The organism is Marinobacter sp., from assembly GCF_041595835.1.
Lineage (GTDB): Bacteria > Pseudomonadota > Gammaproteobacteria > Pseudomonadales > Oleiphilaceae > Marinobacter.
The window spans coordinates 1-25,550 of record NZ_JBFHJO010000017.1 but is presented as its reverse complement, the minus strand read 5'-3'; the positions used below and the strand labels follow the sequence as shown (position 1 = coordinate 25,550).

At 51.4% G+C, this 25,550-nt stretch carries 25 protein-coding genes and 1 tRNA gene; 22 read left to right on the top strand and 4 right to left on the bottom strand.

Translation table 11 applies throughout. From position 1 onward, the window contains the following. Positions 1–10 precede the first annotated feature (10 nt). Genes bamC through ABYA77_RS07955 form a run of 4 tightly spaced genes read left to right on the top strand, consistent with a single transcriptional unit; the run spans position 11 to position 3,688 of the window. The gene (bamC, locus tag ABYA77_RS07970; RefSeq protein ID WP_372965423.1) at positions 11–1,105 is read left to right on the top strand and encodes an outer membrane protein assembly factor BamC; all 1,095 of its coding nucleotides are present in this window, start codon (positions 11–13) and stop codon (positions 1,103–1,105) included. A gap of 46 nt (positions 1,106–1,151) precedes the next feature. Continuing rightward, positions 1,152–1,865, top strand: a complete 714-nt coding sequence (purC, locus tag ABYA77_RS07965; RefSeq protein WP_372965422.1) for a phosphoribosylaminoimidazolesuccinocarboxamide synthase — start codon at positions 1,152–1,154, stop codon at positions 1,863–1,865. Positions 1,866–1,896: 31 nt separating this feature from the next. Further along, the gene (locus tag ABYA77_RS07960; protein ID WP_372965421.1) at positions 1,897–2,631 is read left to right on the top strand and encodes a TIGR04219 family outer membrane beta-barrel protein; all 735 of its coding nucleotides are present in this window, start codon (positions 1,897–1,899) and stop codon (positions 2,629–2,631) included. Between the two features lie 49 nt (positions 2,632–2,680). Next, positions 2,681–3,688: an NAD-dependent epimerase gene (locus ABYA77_RS07955; RefSeq protein ID WP_372965420.1), complete on the top strand. Its 1,008-nt coding sequence runs from the start codon at positions 2,681–2,683 to the stop codon at positions 3,686–3,688. Here ABYA77_RS07955 and ABYA77_RS07950 read toward each other — a convergent pair. Continuing rightward, positions 3,676–4,470: a pseudouridine synthase family protein gene (locus ABYA77_RS07950; protein WP_372965452.1), complete on the bottom strand. Its 795-nt coding sequence runs from the start codon at positions 4,468–4,470 to the stop codon at positions 3,676–3,678. The two genes, ABYA77_RS07955 and ABYA77_RS07950, sit on opposite strands and share 13 nt — an antisense overlap. 152 nt (positions 4,471–4,622) lie before the next feature. Here ABYA77_RS07950 and ABYA77_RS07945 point away from each other — a divergent pair, with 152 nt between their 5' ends. Then, positions 4,623–4,790 carry a DUF2897 family protein gene (locus tag ABYA77_RS07945; RefSeq protein ID WP_372965419.1) on the top strand — a complete coding sequence of 56 codons (168 nt, stop codon included), beginning with the start codon at positions 4,623–4,625 and terminating at the stop codon, positions 4,788–4,790. 86 nt (positions 4,791–4,876) lie between these two features. Next, positions 4,877–5,272 carry a glutaredoxin family protein gene (locus ABYA77_RS07940; RefSeq protein WP_372965418.1) on the top strand — a complete coding sequence of 132 codons (396 nt, stop codon included), beginning with the start codon at positions 4,877–4,879 and terminating at the stop codon, positions 5,270–5,272. Between the two features lie 75 nt (positions 5,273–5,347). Here ABYA77_RS07940 and ABYA77_RS07935 read toward each other — a convergent pair. Both ABYA77_RS07935 and ABYA77_RS07930 read right to left on the bottom strand, forming a co-directional pair. Beyond that, positions 5,348–5,424: transfer RNA gene (locus ABYA77_RS07935), tRNA-Val, on the bottom strand. A gap of 45 nt (positions 5,425–5,469) precedes the next feature. After that, the gene (locus ABYA77_RS07930; protein WP_372965417.1) at positions 5,470–6,429 is read right to left on the bottom strand and encodes a DMT family transporter; all 960 of its coding nucleotides are present in this window, start codon (positions 6,427–6,429) and stop codon (positions 5,470–5,472) included. A gap of 218 nt (positions 6,430–6,647) precedes the next feature. On the opposite strand from ABYA77_RS07930, the gene ABYA77_RS07925 reads away from it, so the two are divergent. Next, on the top strand, positions 6,648–7,064 hold the full coding sequence (locus tag ABYA77_RS07925; RefSeq protein ID WP_372965416.1) for an XRE family transcriptional regulator: 417 nt from the start codon (positions 6,648–6,650) through the stop codon (positions 7,062–7,064). Positions 7,065–7,068: 4 nt separating this feature from the next. Here the strand turns inward: ABYA77_RS07925 and galU are convergent, their stop codons facing one another. Beyond that, positions 7,069–7,905, bottom strand: coding sequence for a UTP--glucose-1-phosphate uridylyltransferase GalU (galU, locus tag ABYA77_RS07920; protein WP_372965415.1), 837 nt, complete (start codon positions 7,903–7,905; stop codon positions 7,069–7,071). Positions 7,906–8,136: 231 nt separating this feature from the next. On the opposite strand from galU, the gene ABYA77_RS07915 reads away from it, so the two are divergent. The 15 genes from ABYA77_RS07915 to ABYA77_RS07845 all read left to right on the top strand — a co-directional run. Next, a complete protein-coding gene (locus ABYA77_RS07915; RefSeq protein WP_372965414.1) occupies positions 8,137–8,817 on the top strand; it encodes a GntR family transcriptional regulator in 681 nt (226 codons plus the stop codon). A gap of 18 nt (positions 8,818–8,835) precedes the next feature. Next, positions 8,836–9,723: a methylisocitrate lyase gene (prpB, locus tag ABYA77_RS07910; RefSeq protein ID WP_372965413.1), complete on the top strand. Its 888-nt coding sequence runs from the start codon at positions 8,836–8,838 to the stop codon at positions 9,721–9,723. Between the two features lie 41 nt (positions 9,724–9,764). After that, positions 9,765–10,898 carry a 2-methylcitrate synthase gene (gene prpC, locus ABYA77_RS07905; protein ID WP_372965412.1) on the top strand — a complete coding sequence of 378 codons (1,134 nt, stop codon included), beginning with the start codon at positions 9,765–9,767 and terminating at the stop codon, positions 10,896–10,898. Positions 10,899–10,903: 5 nt separating this feature from the next. Beyond that, positions 10,904–13,528, top strand: coding sequence for a Fe/S-dependent 2-methylisocitrate dehydratase AcnD (gene acnD, locus ABYA77_RS07900; RefSeq protein WP_372965411.1), 2,625 nt, complete (start codon positions 10,904–10,906; stop codon positions 13,526–13,528). A 91-nt stretch (positions 13,529–13,619) separates the two neighbouring features. Continuing rightward, positions 13,620–14,798 (top strand): 2-methylaconitate cis-trans isomerase PrpF, encoded by a 1,179-nt coding sequence (gene prpF / locus ABYA77_RS07895; RefSeq protein ID WP_372965410.1) that lies wholly within the window; start codon positions 13,620–13,622, stop codon positions 14,796–14,798. Between the two features lie 150 nt (positions 14,799–14,948). After that, entirely contained in the window at positions 14,949–16,361 is a 1,413-nt protein-coding gene (locus ABYA77_RS07890; protein ID WP_372965409.1) for a TIGR03013 family XrtA/PEP-CTERM system glycosyltransferase, read from the top strand. A 64-nt stretch (positions 16,362–16,425) separates the two neighbouring features. Then, the gene (locus tag ABYA77_RS07885) at positions 16,426–17,070 is read left to right on the top strand and encodes an XrtA/PEP-CTERM system exopolysaccharide export protein (RefSeq protein ID WP_372965408.1); all 645 of its coding nucleotides are present in this window, start codon (positions 16,426–16,428) and stop codon (positions 17,068–17,070) included. Between the two features lie 37 nt (positions 17,071–17,107). Continuing rightward, positions 17,108–18,625, top strand: coding sequence for an XrtA system polysaccharide chain length determinant (locus ABYA77_RS07880; protein WP_372965407.1), 1,518 nt, complete (start codon positions 17,108–17,110; stop codon positions 18,623–18,625). After that, entirely contained in the window at positions 18,625–19,419 is a 795-nt protein-coding gene (locus ABYA77_RS07875) for a polysaccharide biosynthesis protein (RefSeq protein WP_372965406.1), read from the top strand. Before ABYA77_RS07880 ends, ABYA77_RS07875 begins: the two co-directional genes overlap by 1 nt. Further along, positions 19,412–20,701 carry an outer membrane beta-barrel protein gene (locus ABYA77_RS07870; RefSeq protein ID WP_372965405.1) on the top strand — a complete coding sequence of 430 codons (1,290 nt, stop codon included), beginning with the start codon at positions 19,412–19,414 and terminating at the stop codon, positions 20,699–20,701. Before ABYA77_RS07875 ends, ABYA77_RS07870 begins: the two co-directional genes overlap by 8 nt. A 30-nt stretch (positions 20,702–20,731) precedes the next feature. Then, a complete protein-coding gene (locus ABYA77_RS07865; protein WP_372965404.1) occupies positions 20,732–21,634 on the top strand; it encodes an XrtA system polysaccharide deacetylase in 903 nt (300 codons plus the stop codon). Then, complete coding sequence (locus ABYA77_RS07860) at positions 21,631–22,788, top strand: glycosyltransferase family 2 protein (protein WP_372965403.1); 1,158 nt, start codon at positions 21,631–21,633, stop codon at positions 22,786–22,788. The genes ABYA77_RS07865 and ABYA77_RS07860 overlap by 4 nt, the downstream gene beginning before the upstream one ends. Before the next feature lie 2 nt (positions 22,789–22,790). After that, the gene (locus ABYA77_RS07855) at positions 22,791–23,903 is read left to right on the top strand and encodes an acyltransferase family protein (RefSeq protein WP_372965451.1); all 1,113 of its coding nucleotides are present in this window, start codon (positions 22,791–22,793) and stop codon (positions 23,901–23,903) included. Further along, positions 23,903–25,027, top strand: a complete 1,125-nt coding sequence (locus ABYA77_RS07850; protein WP_372965402.1) for a glycosyltransferase — start codon at positions 23,903–23,905, stop codon at positions 25,025–25,027. Before ABYA77_RS07855 ends, ABYA77_RS07850 begins: the two co-directional genes overlap by 1 nt. 66 nt (positions 25,028–25,093) lie before the next feature. Further along, a partial coding sequence (locus tag ABYA77_RS07845; protein WP_372965401.1) for a glycosyltransferase family 2 protein occupies positions 25,094–25,550 on the top strand: 457 nt, incomplete at its 3' end.

Below are 25,550 nucleotides of genomic sequence, written 5' to 3'. Positions count from 1 at the left end.
GAGTAACCCGATGCAGGTTCCTGGAAGAACCCGTTACATACTTGCCTCTCTGGCCCGGCCAGCTGCCGGGCTTGTGCTTGCAAGCGCCCTGACGGGGTGTGGCTTGTTGCACGATCGTTCCGAAGACTATGTATATGCCCCGGAAGGAACACCCATTCAGGTTCCTGAAGGAGCGGACAGCTCTCGTTTGAGCGAAGTTATGCCTATCCGCAGTGTCAACACTGACGACTCCCGCCGGATGTATCCTTCTTCCATTCCGCGCCCACCGGATATGACGTCTGAAATTCTGGATCAGAACTACGTGATCGAAGAACTGGACGGAAGGTTGTGGTTATTGGTCAACGATGTACCTGGACATCTTTGGCCGGTCGCGAGCGCCTGGTTGCACCAGTCAGGTCTGGGTGTGGCATACGACAGCCCCCAGCTAGGCGTAATGCAGAGTGAGCTCGCCAATTTCAGCAAACGAAGCCGAGAGTTGTTGGGGCTGGCGAACACGCCTGCGACATCGGAGCCGAGGGTTTTGGTTCAGCTCAGGCTGGCGCCGGGCATCAGGCGGAAGACGACTGAAATCCGCGCGCAGGTATTGGAGCTGGATGAAAAACCGGAAGGATTGGTTGCCTGGAATCCTGATGCCGGTGAGGATCAGACATCGAAAGAGCTTCAGAAGAAGCTTCTTGGTGAACTGGCTGAGTTTCTTCAGCAACGGGAAGACAATAAGTCGTTCTCAAGGGCGGCTTCAGGCATGGTCGCTAAGCCGCTGGTACGCCTGATGTCCGAGGACGAACAGGCCAAAGCGGTTGAAGTGGAACTTGATTACGGCCGAACCTGGGCTGAAGTGAATCGCTCACTTAAAGAAATCGGCGCGAATATTCTGGACATCAACCGCAGCGAAGGTTGGATACAGGTAGATTTCCGCACGGAAGACGAACGTGCTCCGGGCTGGTTCTCCTGGTTCAGTGATGAGCAAGAGCCAACTCATACCCACACGGTAACAGTTAGCCAGGCAGACGATGCCATGGTAGTTACGGCCGAACAAGTAGACGCCTATAATGGCGATTACACCAGTGCCGACCTGCTTACCAAACTGTTTGAACACCTGTACTGATTAACGGGGGTGGCCGGTCCAGGCCACTTGCCGTTTGGAGACCCTAATGGAAAAGCGCGAAGAGCTTTACGCTGGTAAGGCAAAATCTGTTTACCGTACTGATGACCCTGACCTTTTTGTTCTGGAATTCCGGGATGACACCTCCGCCTTTGATGGCGAAAAGATGGAACAGCTTAACCGTAAAGGTATGGTGAACAACAAGTTCAATGCCTTCATTATGGAAAAGCTTGAAGCTGCAGGTGTGCCCACTCATTTTGAAGGGCTGCTATCCGGCACAGAATCCCTGGTGAAAAAGCTGGATATGATTCCGGTTGAGTGCGTGGTGCGCAATATCTCCGCAGGCAGCCTGTGTCGCAGAATCGGAGTGGAAGAAGGGTTAGAGTTGAACCCGCCCACTTTTGAGCTGTTCCTGAAGAATGACGCCCTGCATGACCCTATGGTTAACGAATCTTTGGCGGTCAGCCTTGGTTGGGCTACGGAACCTGAACTGGCAAAAATGAAAGAACTCACCTACAAGGTGAATGACGTACTTAAAGCCATGTTTGATGAAGCGGGTATGCTGCTGGTTGATTACAAACTGGAATTTGGCCGCAGTGACGGTGCCATTTTGTTGGGTGACGAATTCAGCCCCGACGGTTGTCGTATCTGGGACAAAGAAACCCGGAAAAAAATGGATAAAGACCGTTTCCGTCAGGGGCTTGGCAACGTGATTGAAACCTACGAAGAAGTAGGTCGTCGTCTGGGCATTAACTTTGACTGATCAGTTAAAACAATTAAAGAACGAGTGTGTTATGCGTAAATTGATGATTGTTTTGGGTGGCTCGTTGGTACTTGCCGCCCCGCTGGCAAATGCCGACATTCTGGGTGTAGGTGCGAATGTCAGCTACTGGGATTCGGATTTTTCCGGCGACGTGGTGAACAAAGGTTCTGCTGTAGATATTGAGGACGACCTCAACATGAGCAGCGATGGTAACGCCAACTTTACCGCTAACTTTGAGCATCCGATTCCTCTGCTGCCGAATGTACGAGTGAACTACACGGATATTTCCCAGAGTGGGAGCGGTAACATTGGTGCTGGTGGCTTTGATGTTATTGGTGCTAATTCGAGTGTTGACTCCGAACTGGACATCGAACAGCTCGACGCCACCTTCTATTATGAAGTGCTGGATAACTGGGTGAACCTCGACCTGGGTCTGACCGCCCGTAAATTTGACAGTGAACTGGTTTTGCGTGACAAGAGGAGTGGTCAGGTCAGTAATACTTCGGTTGATGCTGTCGTACCTATGGGTTACGCCGCGGTTCGCTTTGACCTGCCGTTTTCCGGCGTCTCCGTTGGTGGTGAAGGCAATGTGATCGCCTACGATGGCGACTCTTTGCACGACTTCAACGTATATGGCCAGTATCAGTTTGCCATGGTGCAATTGCGCGCAGGCTATCGCCAGATGGCAATTGACTATGAAGATGACGACGATCAGCTGGATGTTGAACTCTCCGGCCCGTTTGCAAGTGTTGGCGTTAGCTTCTAAGCAAGATTAAAAGGCGCCCCCCGGGCGCCATTTTTCTGGAGAACGAACCTTGAAAATTCTCGTAACGGGAACCGCCGGCTTTATCGGCTCACACCTGGCCCATCGGTTGCTGGATCGCGGCGATGAAGTGATCGGTGTCGATAACGTTAACGACTATTACGACGTAAACCTGAAAGAGGCTCGTCTGGCACGTTTGTTGAACAAACCGGGCTTCACAGAAGTACGTGAAGACGTGGCTGATCGTGACGTGATGGAAAAGCTGTTCCGGGAGCACAAACCGGAACGGGTAGTGCATCTGGCCGCTCAGGCTGGTGTTCGTTATTCCCTGGAAAATCCACACGCATACATTGATGCCAATCTTGTGGGCTTCATGAATATTCTGGAAGGCTGCAGACATAACGATGTGAAACATCTGGTTTATGCCTCCAGCAGTTCGGTCTATGGTGCCAATGAAACCATGCCATTCTCCGTGCACGATAATGTGGATCATCCACTGAGCCTGTATGCCGCCTCCAAGAAGGCCAATGAGCTCATGGCTCACACCTACAGCCATCTGTACAACCTGCCGACCACCGGCCTACGGTTTTTTACAGTGTATGGCCCGTGGGGGCGTCCGGATATGGCGTTGTTTATCTTCACCAAGAAGATTCTGGCGGGTGAGCCCATTGATGTATTCAACCATGGCCAGCACAGACGAGACTTCACCTACATTGATGACATTGTAGAAGGCGTTATCCGCACGTTGGATCATGTGGCTGAACCAAATCCGGACTGGTCCGGCGCTCAACCAGACCCGGGTACCAGTAAAGGGCCGTATCGCATCTACAACATCGGTAGCAATAACCCGGTAGAACTGTCCCGCTTTATCGAAATTATCGAGGAGCGTGTGGGTAAAAAAGCACAGAAGAACCTGTTGCCTTTGCAGCCTGGTGACGTACCCGCCACTTACGCTAATGTGGATGACTTGATCAAAGATGTGGATTACAGGCCCGCGACACCGGTAGAAGAGGGCATTGCCAACTTCGTAGACTGGTACCGGGACTTTTATAAGGCCTGACCGAAGGCCTGTGAGCGCTTGAGTAGCGGGCAATCGAAAGCCAGATATACAGCTTCCAGCTGTAATCCTTCCGGGCTCGCTTGCCCATAGAGCCTGTCCCCGATAATGGGGTGGCCGATGCCAGCAAGGTGCCGTCGAATCTGGTGTTTTCTTCCGGTTTCGATGGCCACTTTCACCAATGTGGCATTAGCCTCTTCATCAAAACTCAAAGTGGTCACCCGGCTTACAGACTCTTTGCCATCCAGGGCTGCATCAACCTGTAAATCTTCAGCTTCCAATCGCCCCGCTACCTTCGCCTGGTAGATCTTGGTCACGGAGCGGCCAGAAAACATCTGTGAAAGCGCACCTGCGGCTTTTCCATCGTGGGCAACCAGCATTAACCCTGCTGCATCCCCATCAAGACGATGAATCAGAAAGCATGGCCTGTTTAACTTAACTTCTGCGAGTCGAAGTAAACTGCAGTGATCTCCCCACTGTGACCCCTGAGAAAGCAAACCGTGGGGTTTAAACCAGACGCTATAGCTGCGGAAATCCTGCACGAGTATGGGGGGCTCCGGAACTTTTGAAAGAACCTGGTCGTCGTAAAATAATTCGATGCGAGTGCCAGGTTTAAGCTCTCGCTTGGCCTTGCGTAACCGTACCTTTTTACCTTTCTGAGTCCACCAGCAGGCACCCTTTGCCATCGCATCCTTAATGCGCTGTTTAGAGAGTTCAGAGCCTTCAGCAAGAGCATCTACAGCAGTCTGGGCTGAATCAACGGTTATATCGAGCTGTGTGCGCATCGGTATCCTGGCTGGCGAAGGTTGGTGAATGAAAGACAGGGCAATGGTACGAAGCTGCACAGCCTTGGACAAGCCATTTCTCCCAGTGTCAGAGCGTTACCGTGTGCCAGAAGACTGGGGTACACTGAACGGAAGCACAGAAAAGGAGCTGAATGATGCCGGTAATTGGTTGGTTGTTTATTCTGGGCGCTATCGCCATGGTGGTTGGCAGCCTTCTACTGCTCAGGGATACCGCCAACATGCAAATTCCCAAAGACAAGCTGGAGAAAATCCGGGAGCGGAAAGCCGAGCAGGAGAAGGAAGAAAAACATAACTGGTAGGTAACTCTATTCAGGTTGCCCGAACGGTACTGGTTTTGCTTTATACTGCCCACCGAATCCGAAGCTTCATTTTAAAGGTTTATTCAATGCGAGTGGTTATCCGATATTTTTTCCGGACTTTACGTCTTATTCTGACTCCCTTCGTGCTGTTAAGCGAAAAACTTGGCGGTGGGAAGCCTGTGGAGCGAAACTCTGAAGAGCAGCAGAAAGTGGATGCGGCTTGCGAGCAATTGGCGCTATATCAATTTAAAACCTGCCCGTTCTGCGTGAAAGTGCGCAAGCAGATCGCACGGCTGAACCTGAATATAGAATTGCGGGATGCGCAGCATAATGAAGCTCATCGGGCTGAGTTGCAGCAAGGTGGCGGAGCCGTGAAAGTACCTTGCTTGCGGATTAAAAATAGCGATGGCAGTGAACAGTGGATGTACGAATCCAGCGATATTAACGCGTGGCTGGAAAAAAGGTTTGGAGGTGCTGCCTGAATAGGCAGTTTACCACCGCCTGAAACGAAAAAAGCCACTTGGCATATGCCTAAGTGACCTTTTTTCTTGCAGAATTGGTAGGACCACCCAGATTCGAACTGGGGACCTCTACCATGTCAAGGTAGCGCTCTAACCAACTGAGCTATGGTCCTGTGTCCTGCAACGGGGACGAAATATACGGATTTCGTTCCGGTGGGTCAACCTCTTTGGCTGCTATTTTTTACTTTCAGAAGGCCTTTGATGGCACGGCTGATAGCATTCCAGCGGTTTACCAAAAGTGCAGCGAAAATCAGGCCGCATCCGGCGAGTTGAAGGCTGCTCATGGTTTCGCCAAACCAGACCGTAGCAAACAGCGCAACCCACACGGGTTCCAGTACAAGAATGACTACCCCATGGCTGTGCACAGAAAGGCTCTGGGCATAGGTTTGCAGTAAGAATCGACCCGCAGTTGCTATCACTGCACTCGCCAGCACCCAAACGTACAACATAGGCTGAGGGTTGGCGAGGGAGGGAGCCCAGGGTTCGCTGATAGAAGATTCGGCTAAGGTAACCGCGCCAACAGTCAGTAGCGCCATCGCCGTGAGGGGCAGGGCGGGTACCTTTTTCTTCTCGACGGTTTGGCCTTGTTTATCCACCACGGTCCGGTGATTGGCTGCCCTTGTGTTCAGGGTGAAATAGAGTGCGAATATACATGCAGCAGCAACGAAGTAAAGCTGCCCCGGCTCAGGCTGAAAGCCGTTTTCCAAAGACAGCAATGCCAGCCCTCCAACAGCAATCGGGATGGCCATCCACGTACTCATAGGTTGTACTTCGCCAAATACGATGCGGGCGATGATCGGAACGATAACGACGCCCAGGCTGGTTAAAAAGGCACCTTCCCCCATGCTGTCGCCATGAAAAAGGCCCATGATCCAGCAGGTCATGGCAATGCCGAAGACCGCGCCCACGCCTATACTACGAAGCAGTTGCTCCTGGCTGAGCCTGAACAGAGCGGGAATGGCGATAATGGCAAGAACACCGCCGGCCAATAAGAAACGTGCAGCCATAAACATCAGCGGCGGCATCATCAGCACGGCTTCTTTGGAAAATACCCAGCCCATTGCAGCCAGCAGGGTCACGACAACAAGCAAAAGATCAGATTTTTTTGCGTCAGACATTATCGGACCAGGCTAAGTAAGAATGGCAGAGGAAGGTTGATTTCAATCTATAGTCAGAATCTCGGAAAATAAAGCAGCGAAAACCGAGGGGTGCGGGCTTTAACTAAGTGATATATTCGAGAATCGTTAAGTATAGCCAGATTGTCTATGGCCTTATATATACGATACATTTCCGGAATTACTTTTTTCTTCAGACAATCGATCAGGGGCGCTGAACTATGCGGTACCTTCAGTCATTCCACCGGCGGTTACGTTACCTGCGGGAAGCGGGGCAGCTTTCTCTGGCTGACGTTGCCAACATGTGCGGTGTTGATGAAGCCCGGGTGCGAAGCTGGGAAGCCTCAGAGCTGAAACAGCGTAGCTATCCTGGCGTGAACGAGCTTCTGGATTTGTGTGTGAAAACAGAAACGCCTCTTGAGCATTTGCTGGATATGGATGAAAGCGGTGACCGTGATCAGCTGGAATTGCCGGGGCTGGCTTTCAGCAACAGTGACGACCTTACTGTCGCGCTAAAGGAGTTGGAGCAGGAAATTGACCGCATTCAGTTATCCGACGAAGAGTCAGAAATTCTGCGCCGGTTCCGCAAGGCTTCAGCGGACAACCGGCGCATGGTCATGCAGTTGTTAGGGGGGTGAGCCCTTAGTTGCCTTTCTTGTAGATGTTTTCGTAAACGTAGTTAGTGGCTTCAACAAACCCATCGATGCTGCCGCAATCAAAGCGCCTGCCTTTAAATTGGTAAGCCAGCACGCAGCCATTCTTGGCCTGCTCCATCAATGCATCTGTGATCTGAACTTCGCCATTTTTTCCGGGAGGCGTGCGCTCCAGAATCTCGAAAATGTCTGGTGTCAGAATATAGCGACCGATGATCGCCAGGTTGCTTGGCGCATCTTCCGGAGCTGGTTTTTCAACCATATCGGTAATGCGGTAAAGGCCGTCTTTCATGGACTCACCCGCAATCACACCATACTTATGGGTTTCATCCATAGGCACTTCTTCAATGGCGACGATTGAGCAGCGGAACTGATTGTACAGTTTGACCATTTGGGTCAATACACCATCACCATCCTCCGGGCCAATACAGAAATCATCCGCCAGTACCACGGCAAATGGATTGTCGCCGACCAGGTTTCGGCCCGTCAGGATGGCGTGACCTAAGCCTTTCATTTCATTCTGGCGTGTAAAGGCGAAAGTGTTGTTAGTGATCAGGTCACGGATGGAGGTCAGTAAGCCTTCTTTACCTGTGCCGGCAATCTGATGCTCCAGCTCGTAGCTGATGTCGAAGTGATCTTCGATAGCGCGTTTGCCCCGGCCGGTCACAAAACCAAATTCGTGCATGCCGGCATCCGCTGCCTCTTCAACCCCATACTGAACCAACGGCTTGTTAACAACCGGCAGTATTTCCTTGGGCATGGCCTTGGTGGCCGGAAGAAAGCGTGTGCCGTAACCGGCAACGGGGAAGAGACACTTTTTGATCATGTTGTTCATCCTTTATTCGATACGTGCTTGTCGGGAGCCTTCCCATAAAGTGTGCTAAGTGTAACCAAGTTGCCCGCCTAAAAGGAGCGTTTCCTGTTGATACCGGTACGCACGAGCCCGCTCCACTCCACTAATGCAAACAATCATACTTAAGCCTTATGTCTTATTGTTGACAATCCCTCTGTTGGAGCGTAGTTTTCGGATCATCAACGCATGGATTGTTAACAAAATATGGCCGAACCTCAATTACAGACTCAAACCCGTGCCGATGAGGCGTTCGATTGTTTGCAAACGGCAATCGTAAAAGGTGACTTGGCTCCAGGTGAAAAAATAGGCGAAGTTGAACTCTGCTCACGCTTCAATCTGACCAGAGGGCCACTGAGGGAAGCTTTGGGGCGCCTTGAATCCAGGGGCTTGCTGGTACGCCGCCCACATGCGGGTGTGAATGTGGTGTCTGTCAGCGCTGAGGAACTGATAGAGCTGTACCGGATTCGTGAGGTAATGGAGGGGTTAGCTGCACGGCAAGCCGCTGAGCGGATGACCGATGAGGAAATCCGAGATCTTCAGGCTACACTCGATAGCCATGAAGCATTGATTGAGGAAGCTCAGGGCCAGGCCTATTACCAGGCCGAGGGCGATTACGATTTCCATCACCGGATTGCCACCGGCAGCCGCAATACCAAGCTGGCCCAGATGCTTCTGGGAGATCTTTATTACATGGTGCGGATGTACCGCTATCGGTTAAGCACCTCAGCCGGGCGCCCCCATATGGCGCTGGGTGAACACCGCCGTATCGTCGAAGCCATTGCCCAGCGCGATGGTGATCTCGCCGAATTTCTAATGAAAAGACACATCAACGCCGCACGCCAGAATATTGAGAAAAAGATTCAGGAAGGCGTGTTAACTATCTGATTAAAGAGGTTATTTGTTATGGCTAATAAACTGTCAGCTGGCGCTCGGTTCCGCAAGGCTCTGAAGGAAAATCACCCTTTGCAAATCGTTGGCACCATCAACGCCTACACGGCCATGATGGCTGAGCGAGTAGGGCATCAGGCCATTTACCTGTCTGGTGGTGGTGTTGCGAACGCATCATACGGCTTGCCGGATCTGGGCATGACCAGTATGAACGATGTACTGGAAGACGTGCGCCGTATAACGGCTGCAACGGATGTTCCTCTTCTGGTTGATATCGACACCGGCTGGGGTGGTGCATTTAACATCGCCCGCACCATTCGTGAGATGGAGCGTGCCGGCGCGGCGGCTGTCCACATTGAAGACCAGGTTGCCCAGAAGCGCTGTGGCCACCGCCCGAACAAAGAAATCGTTTCCAAAGAAGAAATGGTTGACCGGATCAAAGCTGCGGTAGACGCCCGTGAGGATGATGATTTCTTCATCATGGCCCGTACCGATTCGTTCCAGAAAGAAGGCCTGGAAGCGGCTATCGACCGTGCGAAAGCCTGCATTGAAGCTGGTGCCGACGGCATCTTTGCTGAAGCCGTGCACGAACTGTCAGATTACAAAGCTTTCGCTGAAGCCATTGATGCGCCGATTCTGGCCAACATCACTGAGTTTGGTGCAACGCCGCTGTACAACAAATCCGAACTCGCCGAATCCGGTGCCGCGATGGTTCTGTATCCCTTGAGTGCCTTCCGCGCCATGAATAAAGCTGCGCTGACGGTATACCAGAATATTCTGGAAAAAGGCGATCAGAAAGACGTAGTAGACCTGATGCAAACCCGCATGGAGCTATACGACTTCCTGAACTACCACGACTTCGAACAAAAGCTGGACCAATTGTTCGTTCAGAAAAAAGACTAATCACCAAAATTCCAAAAAATTGAAAATGATGGGAGACCAGCATGGCTGAAGCAAAAAAACTAGGCGGAGCAGGCCTGCGTGGCCAGGTGGCCGGTGAAACGGCCCTGTGTACGGTTGGTAAAACCGGTGCCGGCCTGACCTACCGTGGTTACGACGTAGTTGATCTGGCTGAAAATGCCCAATTTGAAGAAGTGGCATACCTGCTGCTGCGCGGCAAGCTACCAAACCAGCAAGAGCTGGATGCCTATAAGGCCAAGCTTAAGAGCCTGCGCACACTGCCGGACGCTCTGAAAACGGTTCTGGAACAAATCCCGAGCACCGCTCACCCGATGGATGTCATGCGTACCGGTTGTTCCATGTTGGGTAACCTGGAAACTGAAAAAGATTTCAGTGAGCAGGACGATAAAATCGATCGTATGCTGGCGACATTCCCGGCGATCATCACTTATTGGTACCGGTTCGCCCACGACGGTGTGCGCATTGACACCGCTAACAGTGAGTCAGACTCCATCGGTGGTTTGTTCCTCGAGCTTCTGCACGGTAAAAAGCCGAGCGAGCTGCATGAGCGCGTAATGAACGTGTCTCTGATTCTGTACGCAGAGCATGAGTTCAATGCCTCCACCTTTACTGCCCGCGTGTGCGCGTCGACCCTCTCTGACATCCATAGTTGTGTGACTGGCGCGATCGGTTCGCTGCGTGGACCGTTGCACGGTGGTGCTAACGAAGCGGCTATGGAGCTGATTCAGCGCTTCCAGACGCCGGATGAAGCAGAAGCCGGCCTGATGGGTATGCTTGAGCGTAAAGAAAAAATCATGGGCTTTGGTCATGCTATCTATAAAGAGTGTGACCCTCGCAACGGCATCATTAAGCAGTGGTCCGAAAAGCTGGCGAAGGAAGTGAACGATACCGTTCTGTACCCGGTGTCCGTTCGTTGCGAAGAAGTTATGTGGCGTGAGAAGAAACTGTTCTGCAATGCTGATTTCTTCCATGCATCGGCTTATCACTTCATGGGCATTCCAACCGAGTTGTTTACCCCCATTTTTGTGATGTCCCGGGTATCCGGCTGGACGGCACACGTTAAAGAACAGCGTGCCAACAACCGTATCATCCGCCCAAGCGCAGACTACACTGGTCCAGAACACCAGGAGTGGTTGCCAATTGAGAAGCGGAGCTGATTATTATGAATATCGAATTTAGAAAGCCCCTTCCGGGCACAGACCTGGAATACTATGACACCCGTGCGGCCATCGAAGCCATTCACCCGGGGGCATACGCAAAACTGCCATACACCTCCAAAATTCTGGCGGAACAACTTGTTCGTCGCTGTGATGCAGAAACCCTGACGGATTCTCTGAAACAGCTGATCGAACGCAAAAGCGATCTGGATTTCCCCTGGTATCCAGCCCGGGTTGTTTGTCACGACATTTTGGGGCAAACGGCGTTGGTTGACCTTGCCGGCCTGCGTGATGCCATCGCAGAGAAGGGCGGCGACCCGGCGAAAGTGAATCCGGTAGTACCAACCCAGTTGATTGTGGATCACTCCCTGGCGGTAGAAGCTCCGGGTTTTGATCCGGATGCGTTTGAAAAGAACCGTGCTATTGAAGAGCGTCGCAACGAAGACCGTTTCCACTTTATCAACTGGACTCGTACCGCGTTCCGTAACGTAGACGTCATTCCGGCCGGTAACGGCATCATGCACCAGATCAACCTGGAGAAAATGTCTCCGGTGATCCAGAACCGGGCTGATGAAGACGGCCATCAAATCGCCTTCCCGGATACCTGTGTCGGCACCGACAGCCATACCCCGCACATTGATGCGCTGGGTGTAATCGCAGTAGGTGTTGGTGGGCTGGAAGCTGAAACCGTGATGCTCGGCCAGCCATCCATGATGCGCCTGCCGGATATCGTTGGCGTGAAACTGACGGGCAAGCGTCAGCCAGGTATCACCGCTACCGATATCGTACTGGCCATTACCGAATTCCTGCGCAAGGAAAAAGTCGTGGGTGCGTACCTGGAGTTCTTCGGTGAAGGTGCATCCAGCCTGACCATCGGCGACCGAGCCACCATCTCCAACATGACCCCCGAATACGGCGCAACGGCCGCGATGTTCTACATCGACGATCAGACCATCGATTACCTGAAGCTCACCGGCCGTGAGCCAGAGCAGGTAGATCTGGTTGAAAAGTACGCAAAAGAATCCGGTTTGTGGGCCAGCGAAATGACAGAAGCCCAGTACGAACGTGTTCTTGAGTTTGATCTGTCGACCGTGGTTCGTAACGTGGCCGGACCATCCAACCCGCACCGCCGTGTGGCTACTGCTGATCTGCACGATCGTGGTATCGCTGTTAATCTGGATGCGGCGCTGGAAGAAGAGAAAAAAGGTTTGATGCCGGATGGTGCGGTCATTATCGCTGCGATTACATCCTGCACGAACACCTCCAACCCTCGCAACGTCGTAGCAGCCGGGCTGGTAGCCAAGAAAGCGAACGAGCTGGGGCTGGTTCGTAAACCCTGGGTTAAATCGTCCTTTGCGCCGGGCTCGAAAGTGGCTCGTTTGTATCTGGAAGAAGCCGGGTTGCTGCCTGAAATGGAAAAGCTGGGCTTTGGCATTGTGGGCTATGCCTGCACCACCTGTAACGGCATGTCTGGCGCCCTGGACCCGAAAATCAAACAGGAAATCATCGACCGCGACCTCTACACAACCGCAGTGTTGTCTGGCAACCGGAACTTTGATGGCCGTATACACCCGTATGCCAAACAAGCGTTCCTGGCGTCACCGCCACTGGTTGTAGCCTACGCCATTGCCGGTACCGTTCGTTTTGATATCGAGAGAGATGCGCTGGGTTATGATAAAGACGGCAACCCCGTCACTCTCAAAGACCTGTGGCCGTCTGACGAAGAAATCGATCGCATTGTCGGTGAATTCGTTAAGCCTGAGCAGTTCAAACAGGTCTACATCCCGATGTTTAACCTGGATGCAGTAGAGCAGGCCAAGAGCCCGTTGTACGACTGGCGGCCGAAGTCTACTTACATTCGTCGTCCGCCATACTGGGAAGGCGCATTGGCCGCCGAACGCACCATGACTGGTATGCGCCCGCTGGCGGTTCTGGGTGACAACATCACTACAGACCATCTGTCGCCGTCTAACGCCATCATGATGGACTCTGCCGCCGGTGAATACCTGCACAAAATGGGCGTGCCGGAGGAAGACTTTAACTCCTACGCAACCCACCGTGGGGATCACCTGACCGCCCAGCGCGCCACCTTCGCCAACCCGAAACTGTTGAACGAAATGGTTCGGGATGAAAACGGCGAAGTGAAGCAGGGCTCTTTGGCGCGAATCGAGCCAGAAGGCAAAGTAACTCGCATGTGGGAAGCTATTGAAACCTACATGGAGCGCAAGCAACCGCTGATCATTGTTGCCGGTGCTGACTACGGCCAGGGTTCTTCCCGTGACTGGGCTGCCAAAGGTGTACGTCTGGCGGGTGTTGAAGTCATCGTTGCTGAAGGTTTCGAGCGTATTCACCGCACCAACCTGGTGGGCATGGGCGTACTGCCTGTGCAGTTCCGTGAAGGTGAAACACGCCACACCTACAACATCGATGGCACCGAAACCTTCGATATCAAAGGTGAAATTGCCCCAGGTGCGGAGCTCACTCTCGTGATCCACCGTAAAAACGGCGAAACCGTAGAAGTGCCTGTGAAGTGCCGACTGGATACCTTTGCCGAGCTGAACATCTATTCAGCTGGCGGCGTACTCCAGCGCTTTGCCCAGGACTTCCTGGAAGCTGAAGGCACCGCATAATCTGATTGTAGTTTGGACACCTGACCCCAAAGCCATGCTGGCAAAGGGGTCAGCGTTCATCCACCCAAATGCTTTCAAAGAGAGGCATTTCATGAGCTTCCCCCCACAAATCAAAGTACCCGCTACCTACATGCGTGGCGGCACCAGTAAAGGCGTATTTTTCCGCCTTCAGGACTTACCTGAAGCCTGCCAGGTTCCCGGCGAAGCCCGCGATAAGCTATTGCTAAGGGTGATCGGCAGCCCTGATCCCTACGAAAAGCAAATCGACGGTCTTGGCAATGCCTCCTCCAGTACCAGCAAAACGGTGATTCTGGCTGCGCCCACTCAGCCAGATCACGATGTGGACTATCTGTTTGGCCAGGTGGCCATTGATAAGCCATTTGTGGACTGGAGCGGAAACTGCGGCAACCTGACAGCTGCTGTTGGAGCCTTCGCAATTAATGGTGGATTTGTCGCTAAAGAGCGCATCCCCGAAAATGGCGTGTGCACCGTTCGGATCTGGCAAGCGAACATCCAAAAGACCATCATTGCTCATGTACCTGTCACTAACGGTGAAGTGCAGGAAACGGGTGACTTTGAGCTGGACGGTGTCACTTTCCCTGCGGCTGAAGTAAAAATCGAATTTATGGATCCAGCCGATGGCGAAGGTGCCATGTTCCCGACCGGCAACCTGGTGGACGAGCTGGATGTTCCGGGTGTGGGCACACTTAAAGCCACGATGATCAACGCGGGCATCCCGACCATCTTTATTAACGCCGAAGATATTGGCTATAAAGGCACCGAACTACAGGACGACATTAATAGCGACCCGAAAGCGCTGGCCATGTTCGAAACCATTCGTGCCCACGGCGCCGTTAAAATGGGTTTGATCAAAGAGATCGGTGAGGCAGCTGGCCGCCAGCACACCCCGAAAGTCGCAATTGTGGCCAGGCCGGTAGATTATGTTTCCTCCAGCGGTAAGAGTATCCGGGCGTCTGATGTAGACCTGCTGGTTCGCGCCATGTCTATGGGCAAACTGCACCATGCTATGATGGGTACTGCGGCCGTGGCTATTGCTACAGCCTCTGCCATTCCGGGAACTCTGGTAAATCTGGCCGCTGGCGGTGGAGATCGAACAGAAGTAACCTTTGGTCATCCGTCCGGCACCTTGCGTGTTGGTGCGGAAGCAAAAGAAGCAAACGGCCAGTGGACAGCCACCAAAGCCATTATGAGCCGCAGTGCGCGGATTATTATGGAAGGTTGGGTGAGGGTGCCTGGCGATACTTTCTGAACTTAGGGGTATCGCACATTAAACAAAAATGTGGGCCACGGAACGTTTGCAGTTTCAAGGAATTGCCGTACAATTCTGAAACGGTTTGTTACGGTATGTAGCAAAGGACGCTAGTAGTACGGTGCAGTATAAACCGCACAAGGAGATGACGTGGCCCACGTCAGGTTATTCAGACACTATATCCACCTGCCTTTTGTTATTCTTGGCCTTATTGACTTTGTCGTTATGGCCCTGGCGTTTTCATTGGCTGTATTTTTTCGCCTTTTTGGGGAAGTCGGTTTCTTCGTTGAAAGCCTGCCTTACGTTATCCCCTCAATTATCGTCTTTTCTCTCGTTAATCTTATCGTCATGATTGCCCTTGGTGTGCATCAGTCCAGTGTCGAAGAAGGCATGTCAGGCATGATGCTGCGCACCATAATGGCCATGATTCTTGCTATACCGGTACACGGTTTCGCCTACTTCGTCGCAGACGACTGGTTATGGTATCTGGGCAGCTTCGGGCTGCTGACATCAGCCACCGTTTTGTCGATATTTTCATTGGGCATCGTGCGGGTAGTGTTTTTTGCCATTGTAGGCAATGAAGCCTTCAAACGGCGAGTGCTGGTGCTGGGGGCCGGTCACCGTGCCAAGCAAATGCTGGAAGACCTCACAACCCCATTTAATCGCAAAGGCTTTACCCTGGCTGGCTTTGTACCTTTGCCTGATGAACCCGTCGAAGTGGCAGAAAAACACCTGATTAACCTGCCAACTACTTTGCACGATTACGTAATACGCTATCCGGTCAGAGAGATAGTTGTGGCGGTAGATGATCGCCGCCGCGGGCTCCCTATGGATGACCTTCTGGAATGTAAAATGGAAGGTGTGCAAATCATCGACGGCGCCAACTTCTACGAGCGGGAATCCCGCAAGGTGGCCCTGGAAATGATCACCCGGGGATGGCTGGTGTTCTCCGATGGTTTTACCGTCTCTTCAGTGTACGGTGTGGGCAAACGTGCACTCGATATTCTCTCTGCCGGCGCATTGTTGCTGGCCACATTCCCCATCATGTTACTGACGGCTCTTGCGATTAAGCTGGAGGATGGTTTCAAAGCCCCGGTGCTGTATAGCCAGGAGCGGGTAGGGCTGAACAACAGAGTTTTCCGGGTTTATAAGTTCCGCTCAATGAGAACCGATGCAGAAAAGCATGGGGCCGTGTGGGCGAAAAAAAACGACAACCGTGTAACCCGGGTTGGAGAGTTTATTCGTAAAGTCAGAATTGATGAGCTTCCGCAGATCTTTAATGTGCTTAATGGCACCATGGCCTTCGTGGGCCCCAGGCCTGAACGTCCAGTGTTTGTGGAACAGTTATCGGAGAGAATCCCGTTCTATTCAGAACGCCACCGGGTAAAACCAGGGCTGACAGGCTGGGCGCAGTTATGTTTTGCCTATGCAGACAACGAAGAAGATACCCGGGAAAAACTCAGGTATGACCTATACTACATCAAGAATCAAAGCCTGCTTCTTGATTTGCTGATTATAATACAAACAGTAGAAGTGGTATTGTTCAAGAAAGGATCAAGGTAGTTTCGGGGGCAACCTGTTCCCGAAACATGGAAAGTAGCATGGACCTCAGACGCGAGGAAAAAAGATGTCACGGAAGTATCTTATTCAAGGGCTTTTTACGTCCTTTGTGGCGGTAGCCATACTCTCCGGCTGTGCCGGCCCCTCTGTATCATCCCCTGAACAAATCCAGCGGGCTCTGGCAGTTGATACCAGAGACAGCGTTAACCAATATGTACTGGGCGCAACTGACGTAGTTCAGGTGTCTGTCTGGCGTAACGATGACCTGAGCATCTCAGTTCCCGTGCGGCCTGATGGCAAAATATCGGTTCCGCTGGTAGGTGATGTTCAGGCCAGTGGCCGTACACCTGAAGAGCTGGCCAGTAACATCAAAACCTCTCTCACCGAATACATTCGTGAGCCACAGGTCAGCGTAGTGGTTACCTCTATGGGTAGTCACGAGTTTACTGACAGGGTGCGGGTAACCGGTGCTGTTGCTCAGCCGATCTCTGTACCCCATCGGAGTGGCATGACCGTATTGGATGTGTTTCTGAGTGCCGGAGGCGCTAACGAGTTTGCGTCGCTGAACAGCGCAATGCTGTATCGGGTTCTGGACGGCGAAGTTGTCGCGATTCCGGTCAAGCTTGACGACATCCTTAGCAAAGGCAAAGTCGAAACCAACTACTCCATGCGGCCAGGAGATATTCTCTCTGTCCCAGAGCGACGGTTTTAATCAGAAGTTCCGCAGGATTATTTAAGGTTGGGTTGATATGGCGTTACCCCTGTCGCAGATACCACAGGAAGTTATCAGAGAGGTTCGTAGCCGTAAATGGCTCGCATTTCTGCTGTTTGTTGTCGTGAGTTTTGCGATTCTCGGAGCCGGATTTGTGTGGCCCTACAAGTATCAGTCGGATGTCATCATCTTTGTTGATGACAAAAATATCATTACCCCGCTCATGGAAGGGCGGGCCGTCACTACAGAAATCAGTGACAGAATCTCTGCGGCCAAGGAACTGATTCTCGGCCGCACAGTGATTGAACAGGTAGCAACTGATACCTCAATATTTGAAGACGCAGCCATGGACCCGGAATCCATCGAGCGTCGGATTGCCTACGTGCGGGCAGGTGTGGCCATCCGCCCGCGGGGCGACAGCTACTTCAGTATCGGCTTTACATCTACCTCCCAGATGGAAGCCTTTCGCACCGCTCAACGCCTTGCTCAGCTGTTTGTTGAAGAAACCAAAGAGCGCAAGCGCGTAGAAAGCCGCGGGGCATACGAGTTCATTGATAAGCAGGTAAAAACCTACGAGCAGCAATTGACAGAGGCAGAAAACCGGCTCAAACAGTTTTTGTCTGAGCATAATGATGGCACTGAGCAGGAAGGCAACTCGCGTATGGCTCAGCTGCGGAATCAGCTGGAACTGGCAAAGCTGGAGCAGGAAGAACTAACAACACGCACGGCCTCGTTAGAAGAGCAGCTGGCAGGTATTAGTCCAACCATCCGCCAGGGCAGAACGGAAGACGCATACCGGGAGCGCATCAGATTACTTGAAGAACGACTGGATTCGCTTCGCTTGCAGTACCACGATTCATACCCTGACATTGTGATCCTTCGGGAACAATTGGCAGAGCTGAGAAAACAGCAAAAAGCAGCGTCGCAACGGCCACCATCCCGGAACTCGCTGGCCGGTGATGATGCAGTCAACCCGCTGTATCAGGAACTCAGCGCAGCGCTCTCCACAACACGAGCCGATATGGCCACCGTCAAAACCCGAATTTCTTCGCTGGAGCGGTTAATGGAGGAACAGGCACTTCGAATGGAGCGCATCCAGTCCAATAAAGCCCGGTACTCTGAGTTAACCCGCGACATGGAAGTGAACCGGGAAATTTATGATGACCTCCTCAAACGAAGAGAAAAAGCCCGAGTCTCTATGCACCTGGATATTGAAGGTCAGGGCCTGAATTACCGAATCAATGAGCCGGCCCAGTATCCGAGAGAGCCCAAAGGACCGAAGTTCTCTATGTTTGCAACAGCCGGGCTGCTGTTGGGCATGGTTGCGCCATTTGGTGCCTTAGCTGGCATGCTGCAGATTGACCCACGTATCCGTGCCAGAAACCAGCTTGAAGAGGGGATTGGGCTGCCGGTGTTGATTGAAATTCCGAAAGTGCGAACACCTTATGAAAAACGTGTAGACCGTAAAGTCACCATAATGGTTGGAGTCTTCGCCTTGTTGGCTGTCGCCGTTTACATTGCGGTTGTTGTACTCGCTTATCTGGGGGTGATCTGATGCCTGAGCAAAGAAACTTACACCCCAAAGTTCAGAAAAACGACGAGGACGATTCCCGCCTGCTGGTGCCGAGTTCGCTGGAACTTGGCCCGGGTGCTGTTGATAAATACGTGATCAGTAAACAGATCGTCCGTATGCAAGAGCCCAGAAAGCTCACGCCAGACGATCTGGATGAACGCAGAGTTATTTATCCGGAATCCCGGGACAGAGCACTGGTTAACCGGTTCCGGAGCCTTCGCACCAAATTGCTGGAACTTTCGGGTGGTAATAACTTTACCATGGTTGTTAGTGGTGCCTGCCCGGGGGCCGGGGCTTCATTTGTTGCACTGAACCTCGCTGCAGCGTTCGCCTTCGACCAATCTAAAACCGCGTTGATCATCGACTGCAACCTGCGGGAACCGTCCCTTCACAGCACGCTTGATGTGTTGCCTGAAACCGGCCTGACAGATTTCCTGGACGACCCAGATTTTGATATTGCCCGAATTCTCTACCCAACGGGCATCCCGCGCCTTCGCCTGATACCGGCTGGCAGCCGAAGAGAAACACCGGGAGAATTTTTCACCTCATTCAGAATGAAACAGTTTCTTCAGGCGGTACGGCGCCGTTATCCGGACAGGTTCATTGTGCTGGATACCGCCCCGATTTCTGAATCTCCGGATGCTCGCATTCTGACGGAGTTGTGTGATTACGCCATGCTGGTTGTCCCACACGGGAAAATCACGACAGCAGCGGCAGAAAACGCAGCAGCGGCTTTCAATCCCGATAAATTTGTTGGAGCGGTCATCAATGGCTAGTCAGCAGGGAGCAGGGATGCTCCGCACCGCAACACAACTGATGTTCACACTCGCCGTAGCCGGCACAACGGCGTCAAATGTTGCGGCCCAGACTGAAATTACCGGCGGCATTGATTCCAGATACACAGACAACGCGAGAAAATCCGACAGCGGCGAAGTCAGCGACCTTGAATCCCGGGTATACATAAAGGCCGATTACACCAGCGACCCGGGCAGATGTAATGCAAACCTTCGAGGCACCGTAGGCTATTCCTATTGGCTTGATGACAGCTTCGATGACGAAACATACGGCGAAATGGATTTTATCGGTGACTGCGAGCTGGCAGACCAGCTGTACTGGGATGCTGCCAACACCCTGCGGGAAGTTAATGAAAGCAGCCGGGCAGGCGACACTCCAGACAACCGTACCCGGAAAAATGTGTTCAGCACGGGCCCACGCTATAACTGGCGGATTAACAACGCCAACTGGCTGACCCTTTCCACCCGATATGAAAACACCGAATTTTCAGACATTGAAGACAGTGATACCGAGCGTTACACCGGAACAGCCTCCTGGAATCACTTATTCAGCCAGACACTGAACGGTGGCCTGAGTGCCACCTATAGCCGGACAGACTACGATAGCGGTTCTGAAGTTGATGTAAAAACCGGGCGAGTCACCTTCAGTAAACGTTGGGCAACGACGGATGTATCCGGTTCTGTGGGTATCAGTGAAATAGAAACCCGCTTCGGGGCCACCACCCAAAGCAGTGATGGCCTGGTCGGTGAGTTAGCTATTTCACGAGCGTTGACTCAAAGTTCCGACTGGTACTTCAGAGCAGCACACGAGTTAACCGACAGAACGTCGAATCTGGATTTCCGGTACGGTGATTTCCAGTTCAACCTCCAGGACTCCATCTCTGTAGAAACAAGCACGGTATCGACGGGTTTCAATCAGCGGTTCTCAAACAGCAGCACACTGAACGTCGACCTGTACGGCAGTCAGTCAGACTACCTGGACTCCCCAGAGCGTGAAGATGGCGGCGGAGTGAGGCTTCGTTACTCGCGGCCCGTAGCACAGAGAACAAACGCCTATCTGGGGCTGGGTTATGACTATCAAACCTATGCAAGCGACAACGTGGATGACCGAACATCAAGTGTTGAGCTGGGAGCAGAGTATCAGGCCTCCAGAGAACTCAACCTCCAGGCCAGAATGGGCCATGAGAATAGAGTCAGTGACCAGGCCAGCAGCGAATACAATGAAAACTGGGTGCTTTTGGGTGTTGAATACCAGTTCCGTTAACCGTCACAGGATGTGACCGAGACTAATGCTATGACACAGCAAATTCAAAATGCACTGACCATCGATGTGGAAGATTACTTCCAGGTTGCTGCGTTAGCTGAAGCCGTAAATTACGACGACTGGTCCAGCATGGAGTACCGGGTAGAGGCCAACACAGACCGCATACTCAGTTTATTCGACAATGCAGGTATAAAAGCCACCTTCTTTACCCTTGGCTGGGTAGCTGAACGTTCCCCTGAACTGGTCCGGCGCATTGCAGATGCCGGCCACGAAATCGCCAGCCACGGGTACAGCCACCAGTTGATTTACAATCAAACGCCGGAAGTATTCCGTGAAGAAACCATTCGCTCCAAGGGCGTGCTGGAAAACATTATTGGCGCACCCGTAACGGGTTACCGTGCCGCCAGTTACTCCATAACGAATGAGTCCCGGTGGGCGCTGGATATTTTGGCAGAGCAAGGCTTTACCTGGGATTCTTCAATCTTCCCGGTGCATCACGATCGGTACGGCATGCCGGGCACCCCAAGGTGGCCCCACCGCCTGACAACCGACAAAGGTTATGAACTGGCAGAGTTCCCCCTGAGCACACTGAAACTTCCGGGATACACGTTACCCATAGCCGGTGGCGGATACTTCCGCCTGTTTCCGTACTGGTTCAGCCGAATGGGCCTGGGCTCCATCAATCGCCAGGGTAAACCGTTTGTCTTCTACCTGCACCCCTGGGAAGTTGATCCTGAACAGCCAAGGCTGGACGTTAAATGGTTCTCCAGATTCCGCCACTACAACAACCTGGATGTGTGCGAACAGCGTTTAGCCAAACTGGTGAAACACTTTTCCTTCACAACCATGAGCAACGTACTGCGGAATCAGGGGGTGCTTGATGCCAACGCAACCCAGGCAGAAAAAATGGAAATTTCAGGTGATCTGGCATGATGCAGTTTGTATTTTGGGCGTCTTTTCTATTGCTGTTTTATATCTATTTTGGCTACCCACTGGCCGTTAAAACGGTTGCTGCCTTAAATCCCAGGCCTGTAAAAAAGACCGGAGATTACCAGCCCAAAGTATCCATACTGATTGCAGCCTATAACGAAGCGAATGACATTGAATCCACCTTAAGAAACAAGCTGGAACTGGACTACCCAAACGACAAGCTGGAAATTCTGGTAGTTTCCGATGAGTCAGAAGATGGTACAGACGAGATTGTAGAAAACATCGCTAAAGAAGCTGCGTGCGATGTGCGCTTGTTCCGGCAGGTTCCGAGGCAAGGCAAAACCGCAGGCCTGAACCTGCTCAAAGAACATGCCACGGGTGAAATTCTGGCGTTTTCAGATGCGAATTCACAGTGGGATACCAACGCTCTGAAACTGCTGGTTAGCAACTTTAACGACCCGGAAGTAGGCTACGTAACCGGCAAAATGGTATACGTGAACAGTGATGGTTCCCTGGTGGGGGACGGTTGCAGTGCTTACATGAAATATGAAAACTGGCTGCGAGACCAGGAAACAGAAGTTGGTTCCGTAGTGGGAGTAGACGGTGGCATTGATGCCATGCGTACAGCCTTGTACCAACCACTCCGGGCAGACCAGTTGCCAGACTTTGTGCAACCACTGAAGGTAGTAGAGCAGGGGTATCGGGTTGTTTACGAACCCGAAGCGCTGCTAAAAGAAGAAGCCCTCAGTGACGGTAGCAGCGAATTCAGTATGCGTGTCCGGGTAAGCCTTCGTGCGCTGTGGGCACTTAAAGACATGAAACACCTGATGAACCCGGCCCGTAACCTGTTATTTGCCTGGCAGATGATCTCCCACAAACTGCTGAGGTACGGCGCGTTTATTCCCATGCTAACCCTGGCGTACGCGGCACTTTACCTGGCTCCCGTAAAAGGCTTCTACGCATTGGCGGCACTTGGCTACCTGGCCTTTCTGATTCTCGCCTGGAGCGGGCACAAAAAAGAATCCAGCGGTGAAACACTCTCAGCCGTCTATTCCATTCCGTACTACTTTGTTCTGCTGAATCTCGCCTCCCTGCAAGCCTTCGTGGCGTTTTTGAAAGGAGAGAAGAAGGTAGTGTGGAATCCAAGGAAGGGATGAGTGTGGCTTTGCCAAAGCTTGAAACCATACTCCAGTCCAATAAGCTCCCAGGTCTTGATGGCTTCAGGATGATTGCGGTGATGGCCGTAGTGCTCGCTCACTCTGGTGTTGGAACATTGTTTTTTTCAGCACGGCATGGAGTAGCTGGTTTTTTTGTCTTGAGTGGCTTTTTGATCACTTGGCTCTTACTCAAAGAGTATGAAAAGAACGGCAACATATCCCTCAAGAACTTTTATATACGGCGATCACTGAGAATTTTCCCTGCGTACTATGCCTTTATAGCGGTATCGATCAGTTGGGACTTGTTTCGGGGTAATGATGACACCCGGGAAGTAATCTTTCCCGCATTGTTTTACTTCGTCAATTACCACAATGCACTGGAAGGCCATAGCTCATCCTCACTCGCCCACCTTTGGTCATTAGCGGTTGAAGAGCAGTTTTATCTCATCTGGCCTGCAATATTTTTAACCTTGATGAAGCGCGGGAAAAACACCGTGCTCGCTTTTTTGTTAGGAGCAGGCGTTGTTGTTGTGATTTGGCGAACCGTAACCTATACCGTGCTGGATTGGGGAAGTTCATATGCCTACAACGCTTTTGATACTCGTTTCGATAATCTGGCTATTGGGTGTGCGCTTGCATTATTGGTTGAACGTCAGCGCGCACTGCATGTACTGAATGCTTTGAGCAGTCAATTCTGGATGCCTGTTGTAACCTTCATGCTCCTGTTTATGTCCCGGCAACTAGCGGGTGATAACTACTCTTATGGGCCAGGGTTTACTGTTGACGCGCTATTACTGGCAGTTTTGCTCGTACAATTAGTGCGGTTAAGCTGTGGCCGATTCTGGGGGTGGCTGAACCATCCGTATGCCGTGTATCTCGGTGTTATTTCTTACCCCATCTATTTATGGCATGTATGGGGAGTGCAGGCTGGCCTTAAACTGAATTTTTTGCCGGAGCCACTTCAGTTATTTGCGGGTGTCGTTTTTAGTTGCTGCTTGGCTGCTGGCTCTTATCATCTTCTTGAAAAACGTTTTTTGGCCTTAAAAGGTCGCTTTGAAATGTCCCGAGGTAACCATGCAAACGGGGCATTAACCAGACCTACCCGAGCGCGATAATGAAAGTTCTTCATTTAATAGATAGTGGCGGCCTTTACGGTGCAGAGAAGATGCTACTTGCCCTGGTTAAGGCGCAACTGGATCAAGGCCTGGCTCCTATGATTTTAAGTGCAGGGGACCCGGACATTGAGGAAAAGCCTCTGGAAGCCGAAGCTAAGCGCCAAGGGCTTCCGGTTATTGCATGGAGAATGAAGCCGGGATTAAATCTTGTGCAAAGCCGGAAAATCGTGAAATGGGCCAGGGCTAATGGTTACCAACTGCTCCATTCGCATGGTTTTAAATTCAACGTATTGCTAGGTTGCTATCCCCGCTTTATTCGGGGTATTCCCATGGTTGCAACGCTGCATGGTTATGTTCACGCACCTCGATTTACTAAATTGTGGGTGTATGAGTTGCTAGACCGGCTGGCGATATCTTTAATGCAAAGGGTAGTTTTGGTTGGCGATGCAATGAGCGCAGAGTTACCAAGTCGCCTGGCGCTCTCTGAAAAGGTTTGCACCATACGCAATGGGCTGCCTATAGATGAAGTTGTAAAACGCTCTGAATCCGAATTGCCGGAAGATTTTCAGCAGTTCTTTAGGCAGCATAAAGCCGTCATCCTCGGCGTGGGTCGCTTATCTCGAGAGAAAGGCTTCGATCACCTGATTATGGCATTTCGAGAGATTCAGGCTAAAAACCCAAATGTAGGCTTAATGATTGTTGGCGAAGGAAATAAGCGGCCGGAGCTGGAGGCGCTAGTTAATAAGTATGATCTCGGTAAGCATGTAATCATGCCCGGATATTTCGATAATGTTCCCGCTCTCATGGCCAAATCCTCTGTTTTAGCTATTTCTTCATTGACTGAGGGGTTACCTATTACGTTGCTTGAAGCCCTCGCTGTTCGATTGCCGGTTGTTTCGACTTCTGTTGGTGAGATTCCTCATGTTCTTAACGGCGGCTCTCATGGACTATTAATCAAGGATGTTTCGGAAAATCGTCTTTCGAAGGCAATTCTTCAGGTGTTGGAAGATCCAGACGAAGCGCTTAAGCGATCAGATTCTGGTTTTAGAATGCTTTGTGGGAAATTTTCAGCTATGGCAATGGCCGGTGCTTATATTAGCGTGTACGAGCATGTCACAACCTAATTTATATATTTCTACTTTGACGGAATTATTGGCTTATATTTTAGATTTTTGTAAAAGGTAATTTTTATGTCGATAAAAAAAATCATGAAGCCAAAGGTTAAAGTGTCAATTGTTATTTTGACATTTTGTAGACCCGATGAGTTGAAGCGGAACGTCAGCGAGATTTTGTGTCTGAATTATGGAAACCTTGAGATAATAGTTGTCGATAATGCTTCAGATATTCCTGCGAGTAAGATAATTTCTGATCCTAGGGTTAAGGTCATAAGATGTGATGAAAATGTTGGGGTAGCGGGCAGGAATGTTGGGATTTTAGAAAGTGAAGGCGATGTTATTGTTACTTTAGATGATGATGTTTTTGGTTTTGATGATGATTCATTGGTCAGGTTGATATCATGTTTTGAGAAAGATTCATCGATTTCTGCTGTTAATTTTAAGGTTATTGATGATTTTGATGAAAAGCAGGTAAATTGGATTCATCATAGGAAAATTGAGGTATATGGTGATAAAAATTTTGATACCTATG

Excerpts from the sequence above, each read along its gene's own strand:
- purC (WP_372965422.1), top strand. The coding sequence starts at position 1,152 with ATGGAAAAGCGCGAAGAGCTTTACGCTGGTAAGGCAAAATCTGTTTAC.
- ABYA77_RS07850 (WP_372965402.1), top strand. The coding sequence starts at position 23,903 with ATGAAAGTTCTTCATTTAATAGATAGTGGCGGCCTTTACGGTGCAGAG.
- ABYA77_RS07880 (WP_372965407.1), top strand. The coding sequence starts at position 17,108 with ATGGCGTTACCCCTGTCGCAGATACCACAGGAAGTTATCAGAGAGGTT.
- ABYA77_RS07940 (WP_372965418.1), top strand. The coding sequence starts at position 4,877 with ATGCGAGTGGTTATCCGATATTTTTTCCGGACTTTACGTCTTATTCTG.
- ABYA77_RS07860 (WP_372965403.1), top strand. The coding sequence starts at position 21,631 with ATGATGCAGTTTGTATTTTGGGCGTCTTTTCTATTGCTGTTTTATATC.
- ABYA77_RS07925 (WP_372965416.1), top strand. The coding sequence starts at position 6,648 with ATGCGGTACCTTCAGTCATTCCACCGGCGGTTACGTTACCTGCGGGAA.
- ABYA77_RS07865 (WP_372965404.1), top strand. The coding sequence starts at position 20,732 with ATGACACAGCAAATTCAAAATGCACTGACCATCGATGTGGAAGATTAC.
- prpF (WP_372965410.1), top strand. The coding sequence starts at position 13,620 with ATGAGCTTCCCCCCACAAATCAAAGTACCCGCTACCTACATGCGTGGC.
- ABYA77_RS07915 (WP_372965414.1), top strand. The coding sequence starts at position 8,137 with ATGGCCGAACCTCAATTACAGACTCAAACCCGTGCCGATGAGGCGTTC.
- galU (WP_372965415.1), bottom strand. The coding sequence starts at position 7,905 with ATGATCAAAAAGTGTCTCTTCCCCGTTGCCGGTTACGGCACACGCTTT.
- ABYA77_RS07950 (WP_372965452.1), bottom strand. The coding sequence starts at position 4,470 with ATGCGCACACAGCTCGATATAACCGTTGATTCAGCCCAGACTGCTGTA.
- ABYA77_RS07870 (WP_372965405.1), top strand. The coding sequence starts at position 19,412 with ATGGCTAGTCAGCAGGGAGCAGGGATGCTCCGCACCGCAACACAACTG.
- ABYA77_RS07960 (WP_372965421.1), top strand. The coding sequence starts at position 1,897 with ATGCGTAAATTGATGATTGTTTTGGGTGGCTCGTTGGTACTTGCCGCC.
- prpC (WP_372965412.1), top strand. The coding sequence starts at position 9,765 with ATGGCTGAAGCAAAAAAACTAGGCGGAGCAGGCCTGCGTGGCCAGGTG.
- ABYA77_RS07885 (WP_372965408.1), top strand. The coding sequence starts at position 16,426 with ATGTCACGGAAGTATCTTATTCAAGGGCTTTTTACGTCCTTTGTGGCG.
- ABYA77_RS07875 (WP_372965406.1), top strand. The coding sequence starts at position 18,625 with ATGCCTGAGCAAAGAAACTTACACCCCAAAGTTCAGAAAAACGACGAG.
- acnD (WP_372965411.1), top strand. The coding sequence starts at position 10,904 with ATGAATATCGAATTTAGAAAGCCCCTTCCGGGCACAGACCTGGAATAC.
- prpB (WP_372965413.1), top strand. The coding sequence starts at position 8,836 with ATGGCTAATAAACTGTCAGCTGGCGCTCGGTTCCGCAAGGCTCTGAAG.
- ABYA77_RS07930 (WP_372965417.1), bottom strand. The coding sequence starts at position 6,429 with ATGTCTGACGCAAAAAAATCTGATCTTTTGCTTGTTGTCGTGACCCTG.
- bamC (WP_372965423.1), top strand. The coding sequence starts at position 11 with ATGCAGGTTCCTGGAAGAACCCGTTACATACTTGCCTCTCTGGCCCGG.
- ABYA77_RS07945 (WP_372965419.1), top strand. The coding sequence starts at position 4,623 with ATGATGCCGGTAATTGGTTGGTTGTTTATTCTGGGCGCTATCGCCATG.